This window comes from Escherichia albertii NBRC 107761 = DSM 17582 (assembly GCF_000759775.1).
Taxonomy (GTDB): Bacteria; Pseudomonadota; Gammaproteobacteria; order Enterobacterales; family Enterobacteriaceae; genus Escherichia; species Escherichia albertii.
Map to the genome: position 1 here is coordinate 39,395 of NZ_BBMY01000026.1, position 6,000 is coordinate 45,394.

Here is a 6,000-nt window from a genome sequence, read left to right on the forward strand (position 1 = left end):
CTCAAATGTATTTTGATGTTGTTATATAATATAATGTGTTTTATATGGTTTGGTGATAAGTCAAATTAGTATAAAATATATTTTCCGATAAAGCACCGGTGATTTTTATGAAATTCTACAGAGTGCGGGAAACAGATAGCCCTGCGGACCAGATGTTTGATTAATATTCTCATGCGCTCAATATGCTGAATAAAAATAGATAAGTCTCCTTCTATAACATCTCTGATGTGACTCCCCCATTCGTCAGTGGTCCATATACCAATGGAAAAAAGAGGTAAGCAGCGCCAGCAATTCACAACAGGTTTCATCTGTCCGGTGTCCAATGCATGGCAGAACACTAATCTTACTCAGCACTAGTGGACACACGGATAAATGAGTAAACGTTCAGTTAGAGGTGATTTACATGGCAAAAACAGTATCAACCAATAAAAAACCCCGTAAACAGTATTCGCCTGAAGTTTGCGGAACGTATAGGTGTTGCTGCTGCAGCCCGTGAACTCAGCCTGTATGAATCACAGTCAACAACAAAATTAGTAGACTTCCTCTGAACGTAAGCTGGAGATGTCTACCGAGATTGCATGTCTCAAACGCCAGCTGGCGGAACGGGATGAAGAGCTGACCATCCTCCAAAAGGCCGCGATATACTTCGCGAAGCGCCTGAAATGAAGTATGTCTTTATTGAAAAACATCAGGCTGAGTTCAACATCAAGGCAATGTGCCACGTGCTCCAGGAGGGCCGCAGCGACTGGTATATGAGGTATCAGCGGCGGACAAGGATAAGTACATGTCAGCAGTTCCATCAGCACTGCGACAGCGTTATCCTCGCGGCTTTTATCCGGTCAAAACAGCGCTACGCTGCACCACGCCTGACGGATGAACTGTGTGCTCAGGGTTACCATTTTAACGTAAAAAACGTGACGGCAAGCCTGTGCCGTCACGGACTGAGGGCAAAAGCTTCCCGGAAGTTCAGCCCCGTCAGTTACCGCACACAGCCTGCCTGTGTCAGAAAATCTGCTGGAGCTGTCAACGATGGATGAAAAGTGGTTCTTCCGCAACCTGAGTGGAGATTTTCATGCCAGCGGACTCATGACCCTCTGCCTGAGTAGTTCAAATCCGGCTCGACCATACATCTGGCGTTTCAGCATCTTCAGGCGATTTACATGACCTTCGACAACACCATTACTCCAGCGACTGCTGATTGCCTCACATATAGCCGCAGTATCGGCTTCCATCCCCGCCGCCACGCGCCGAAGTTCTGCTGAACCGCTTTCGTGGACTCGAGTGAACCAACTGCTTAGCAGTGATTTATTTTGGGTTTTCAGAATACGGTAGAACTCGAGTACCAGTTGCTGTGCTATTTTCAGCTCCGGTTCTTTTTCACACATCAGACTAATAAATCGGGAAGCATAATTTTCTTCACCCCTGATTATTCTTCAGGGCATCAACCAGCGGCTTACCCGGGACACTGAAGGGAGTCTGGCGGCAGTAGTAACCGGTGGGATCCAACCTTTACGCCATTTGGCAACAGCATCCCTGACGATGTTTTCACTGCCTGTAACCCCCCGGGCCACCATTTCCCGCCATATCCGGCTGGCGTTATAATTACCACTTTCTCGTTGCTCTGTTAACCACTCCCTCCATGGGTCCAGAAGTCCTCGCTTTGGAGGCCGGGTTGACATTTCAGGGAATGTTCCTGAACGCACCCAGCGACTGACTGTCACACGCGACAGGCCTGTAATACGGGATGTTTCCCTGAAACTACATCCCTTGTTATGCAGGGTCATAACCTCTGTCCAACGCTGATGCCGTTTTTTGCGGGTTTGCTGTTTAAGACGTTCCGGACAACGGAGCGATGTGGCAGGTACAGACAGTTCAGGCTCAGGTGATTTCTTTGGTGACAACTCACTGGCAACAAGACGTATCAGAGGCATATGTCTGTACATCATTCGTTCAGGCGCATCGCCAATATTTTTTAGCAGATGCCATCGATTGGCCACCTGTCAGGCCTGAGGAGCACCTTCACGTGCTGCTGTCGCACAGACTCCACTGCGATCACGCGAGACAACCTGTATTTCCGAATATTTTCTGAACCAGGTCTCCAGCGTACGCTGATCGCAGCCGGGAAGCAGGACGAGGGGACGGTGAGCATCAAGATTGACGATTAACGTACCGTAACAGTGGCCCCGATGCCACGCCCACTCATCAATACCGACATGGGGCGGGCCTGACAGTTTCGTCTCCGGAGTATTGATAACCCTGCGATGAAGAGTATCTGCACTGCAACGGAGACCCAGTGCCGTTGCTGCCCGTTTCCCGGCCTCACCTCCGGCTATTAATCCCAGTTGACGCTGTAAATTTTGTAACGCCTGTGAAGACTGCAGATATGAACCACCGAAGGGAACACACGACTCGGCAAAAATTTTTCGTGAACAAGCCGGGTTACTGCAGTACCAGTGGCGGACGGAAAATACAAGCCATAGCGTCTGCCCTGAGCAGGGTAGATGCTGTATCCGGTGCCGACGACAACTATGAACAGAGTCGCTACTCTTAAAGCATTCAGGACATTGTGCTGTTTTGCGTTTTCCGCGGAGATGGAGGGTTATACCGTCAGAGCTAATAATTTGTCGACTGCATCGCCATCTGCAAGGTAACTGTAGAAGTGTCTTAAGAGACTGCATTGCGTTGCCCATAACTTAAAACAGCTTAGATCCTTATTTACCAGAAAGTTTCATCCATTTTCTTCCTCCCAGGTTGCAGAAGAACCACTTTTGCACCGTTCGTGACAGGAGCAGGATGTTTACGCCAGTGACCAGAACCAGAAGTGGGCGCGAGACATCACGTACTTACGTACGTGATGAAGGCTGGCTGTATCTGGGAGTGGTCAATGTCGCCACATATGTCGGTATAAGAGACCCCGGAACGAATGCTACCGCATGTCATTAGCAAAAATGACAGATAGATATACTTCAATTTGAACCTTAACAATTAGCATGGGAATGCTGTCAATTCTCTATATGCAAAAATGGCATCTGAATCGCTCATGATTTAGCCCCCTTTGTCAGGGCATAAAGTGTTCCCGGCAGATGACTCGGTGAAAAAAGTGGTGTGGCTGACAATCCAGTCTGCGTCCCAGAAATGGACGATGATGCGGCTCTCAGCCGCACCACCGCATTCGAGCCAGTGGTTCATGCATCAGTATCTGTGGTAGCCCCGCTTCAGCCCCGTAAAGTGCACCTGACTTCCGCACAGTATGCACTTCAGCGGGTTAACCTTCAGTAACTGCTGATACATCCCTCTCCATGTGATTTGCCTCGCTGTTGTTTTTCCCACTGTCTCCGTTATGGCATACACCACCTCTTTCAGTAAGCGCTGTTTCGCCGGACTCAGGAAACCTTAATACCTCACCATCTGGAACCTCTTATCCGCTACATGCCACGAGAACCTTTCCATGAACTCATCACAACTGAAGTGGTCAACAAAAACTGGCCACCGAGTTAGAGTTTTTCCAGTATCGATTTTCCGATTCGTTTGGGGGTAACCCACCGTTATATTCGTGCGGTCTCGTTCGTCTCACTAATCGTAACTGTAATCATCAATACTTCACTTTAAAAAGGAACTTGATCCATTGAAACAAGCTCTTCGAATTTCTCTAAGGCATCATTCCGGAATTTATTTACCTCGTTCCACTTAGATAAATCTGATTCCTGACGCACAATGAAACTTGTCAGTCTTCGCCAAAAATTCAGGGGGCCTACTGCCCAGTTGAAAAACATTTCTGCCTGCCATTGATCTTTGGCATCTATTGCTTTCTGCATATCTTCTGTAATTGATTTTTTTGCTTTATATTCATTTTATCACCAGCATTATCTCATTCTTTCACTGGCAAGATTATAAACGTCACTGCGCTCACGTTTACCCACTGCTACAACAGCGATAATTAATTGTTCGTCAATCACCTGATAGACCAGGCGAAAACCTGACGCACGTAATTTTATTTTGTAGCAGTTCTTTATCCCGCGCAGTTTTGCGGAAGGAATATGCGGATTGTCACAACACTTTTTTAGCTTTTTCGCAAACTGTTGCTGAATAGCCTTGTCCAGTTTTTGCCACTCTTTCAGCGCATCTTCCCTGAATTTTACCTGATACCTCATAGGTATTTATCCAGGTCTACATCATGCAGCGGTTGGTTGCTGCGTTCGGCTACCAGTTTAACCAGCTCCTGATCGTCCAGGGCATCGAGCATCTTTTCGTACAGCTCTGCGGGTACACAGTAGAAAGCAGGCTGATTACGGTTCAGGATAGCGACCGGGAAACCATCACCGGCGCTGACTGTCGCCATCGGGTTTTTCTTCAGCTCGCTGACACTGGCGCTTGTATCACTGAGAATAATGTTAGGCATAGGCCACCTTTCAAGACTATTTAACCAGTCTCAAAGATACTCCTTACATGACCTGTTAACAAGTCTTTTGTTGTTTTTTGTACAGATGGACAGAATCACCTGAACGTCCAGGTAGTGCGGGAATTAAACAAGGGGCGTAAAAAAGGCCGCTTGCGCAGCCTGATAGTGGCATTCAGCGCTGATAGAGCCGAACCCACTCGATGATCTCGTTAAGCTGGTCGTTATCCAGTTCCGCGCAGTTCGCAAAAATCGCTTCCGCCACGCCGCCCATACCTTGTTGTCCGTTGTCAGTAAGGACTTGCCGCCCCGTTGATGTGACAAACTGTTGAGCCTTGATTTCCATCATATTATCCCTGTTTGAGCGCTTTGCCGTGGCATCACTATACTAGGGGAGATCTCGCGTTGCCAGCAGAACTGGACGGAATAACCTGAACGTCCATTCTGGCATGGCATCAATGGATGTCCGTTCTGTGCCAGAGGTGGGCGTCACCCACCCGTATCCTAATATGACACTCTGACGCGCCCAACGGTCTTGTCTAACCCTTCGCCTGCTCAGAGACAATGTCTAACTATGCGGTTTGATGTGAATGGTGACTTGCAACGTGCGATAATTTAATGGCGATGCAAAATATATTGTACGTCTTTCATGTTTGTGTACAATGTGATTGAACTTTGTACGCAATATATGGGCAGGGAATCTATCTCAGAGGAAAACTATGAAACGAGATTACGGTAGTGTCGGTACCATAGCGCTCAGAGCAAGTGCTCTACTTCAGGCCATGAGTCGGGATATTGAGGAGCAAAGAAAAGAATTCAATCTGACAGAGTATCATCAAACATATACTCGTAATGCGGTCGCAAAATTGCCGAAGCTGAGCCGACGCATCGTAGAACTGGCCGTTAAAGAAATGGAAGAAAGTGGCTATGAATTTAATAAAAAGCGGGTAGGCAACGTCGAGCAATATGCATTAACAATTCAGAACGTTATTGATATTTACGCTCACCGACAGATACCAAAATATCGCGATGTTCATAAAGAACCTTACGTAATTTTTGTCGTCAACTTGAAAGGTGGGGTTTCAAAAACCGTCAGCACAGTAACGCTGGCGCATGCACTACGAGTACATCCGGATTTGCTGCGTCATGACCTTCGTATCCTTGTGATCGACCTTGACCCGCAGGCGTCCAGCACTATGTTTTTGGACCATACCCATAGTATTGGTACTGTCCTTGAAACTGCCGCCCAGGCAATGCTAAATAATCTCGATGCTGAAACACTGCAAGAAGCGGTTATCCGACCCACTATGATTCCTGGCGTTGATGTCATCCCTGCTTCTATTGATGACGGCTTCGTAGCAAGCCAATGGGAGTCTTTGGTTGCTGAACACCTTCCTGGTTTTAAGCCTTCTGAAGTACTCAGGAAAACCATCATTGACCGTATCGCTGATGATTATGATTTTGTCTTTATTGATACTGGCCCTCATCTTGATCCATTTCTTCTCAATGGCCTGGCTGCGAGTGATTTACTTCTCACTCCTACTCCCCCGGCGCAAGTTGATTTCCATTCAACTCTCAAATATTTGACTCGTTTACCTGAAATG

6 protein-coding genes and 4 pseudogenes are annotated in these 6,000 nt (G+C 47.3%); 2 read left to right on the forward strand and 8 right to left on the reverse strand.

The features are described from left to right. Nucleotides 1–40: 40 nt before the first annotated feature. A pseudogene (locus tag EA14781_RS22920) lies at nt 41–321 on the reverse strand (IS1 family transposase); the annotation flags it as partial. Nucleotides 322–403: 82 nt separating this feature from the next. Here EA14781_RS22920 and EA14781_RS24770 point away from each other — a divergent pair. Beyond that, nucleotides 404–1,044: pseudogene (locus tag EA14781_RS24770) on the forward strand (IS3 family transposase); the annotation flags it as partial. Nucleotides 1,045–1,070: 26 nt separating this feature from the next. Here the strand turns inward: EA14781_RS24770 and EA14781_RS22925 are convergent. The 7 genes and pseudogenes from EA14781_RS22925 to EA14781_RS25200 form a co-directional block, all read right to left on the reverse strand. Then, a pseudogene (locus EA14781_RS22925) lies at nt 1,071–2,690 on the reverse strand (ISL3 family transposase). Nucleotides 2,691–3,045: 355 nt separating this feature from the next. Further along, the gene (locus EA14781_RS25195; RefSeq protein ID WP_002460875.1) at nt 3,046–3,189 is read right to left on the reverse strand and encodes a hypothetical protein; all 144 of its coding nucleotides are present in this window, start codon (nt 3,187–3,189) and stop codon (nt 3,046–3,048) included. Further along, nucleotides 3,155–3,465, reverse strand: a pseudogene (locus EA14781_RS22935) (transposase); the annotation flags it as partial. The pseudogene EA14781_RS22935 and the gene EA14781_RS25195, both read right to left, overlap by 35 nt. A 140-nt stretch (nt 3,466–3,605) precedes the next feature. Continuing rightward, complete coding sequence (locus EA14781_RS07125; RefSeq protein ID WP_001167899.1) at nt 3,606–3,815, reverse strand: hypothetical protein; 210 nt, start codon at nt 3,813–3,815, stop codon at nt 3,606–3,608. A 48-nt stretch (nt 3,816–3,863) separates the two neighbouring features. Continuing rightward, nucleotides 3,864–4,151, reverse strand: coding sequence for a type II toxin-antitoxin system RelE family toxin (locus tag EA14781_RS07130; RefSeq protein WP_001270418.1), 288 nt, complete (start codon nt 4,149–4,151; stop codon nt 3,864–3,866). After that, the gene (locus EA14781_RS07135; protein ID WP_001132895.1) at nt 4,148–4,399 is read right to left on the reverse strand and encodes a type II toxin-antitoxin system Phd/YefM family antitoxin; all 252 of its coding nucleotides are present in this window, start codon (nt 4,397–4,399) and stop codon (nt 4,148–4,150) included. Before EA14781_RS07135 ends, EA14781_RS07130 begins: the two co-directional genes overlap by 4 nt. A 172-nt stretch (nt 4,400–4,571) precedes the next feature. Continuing rightward, nucleotides 4,572–4,745 carry a hypothetical protein gene (locus EA14781_RS25200; RefSeq protein WP_001435278.1) on the reverse strand — a complete coding sequence of 58 codons (174 nt, stop codon included), beginning with the start codon at nt 4,743–4,745 and terminating at the stop codon, nt 4,572–4,574. 370 nt (nt 4,746–5,115) lie between these two features. Here EA14781_RS25200 and EA14781_RS07145 point away from each other — a divergent pair. Then, nucleotides 5,116–6,000, forward strand: an 885-nt coding sequence (locus EA14781_RS07145; RefSeq protein WP_042335478.1) for an AAA family ATPase, incomplete at its 3' end; no start/stop codon positions are given.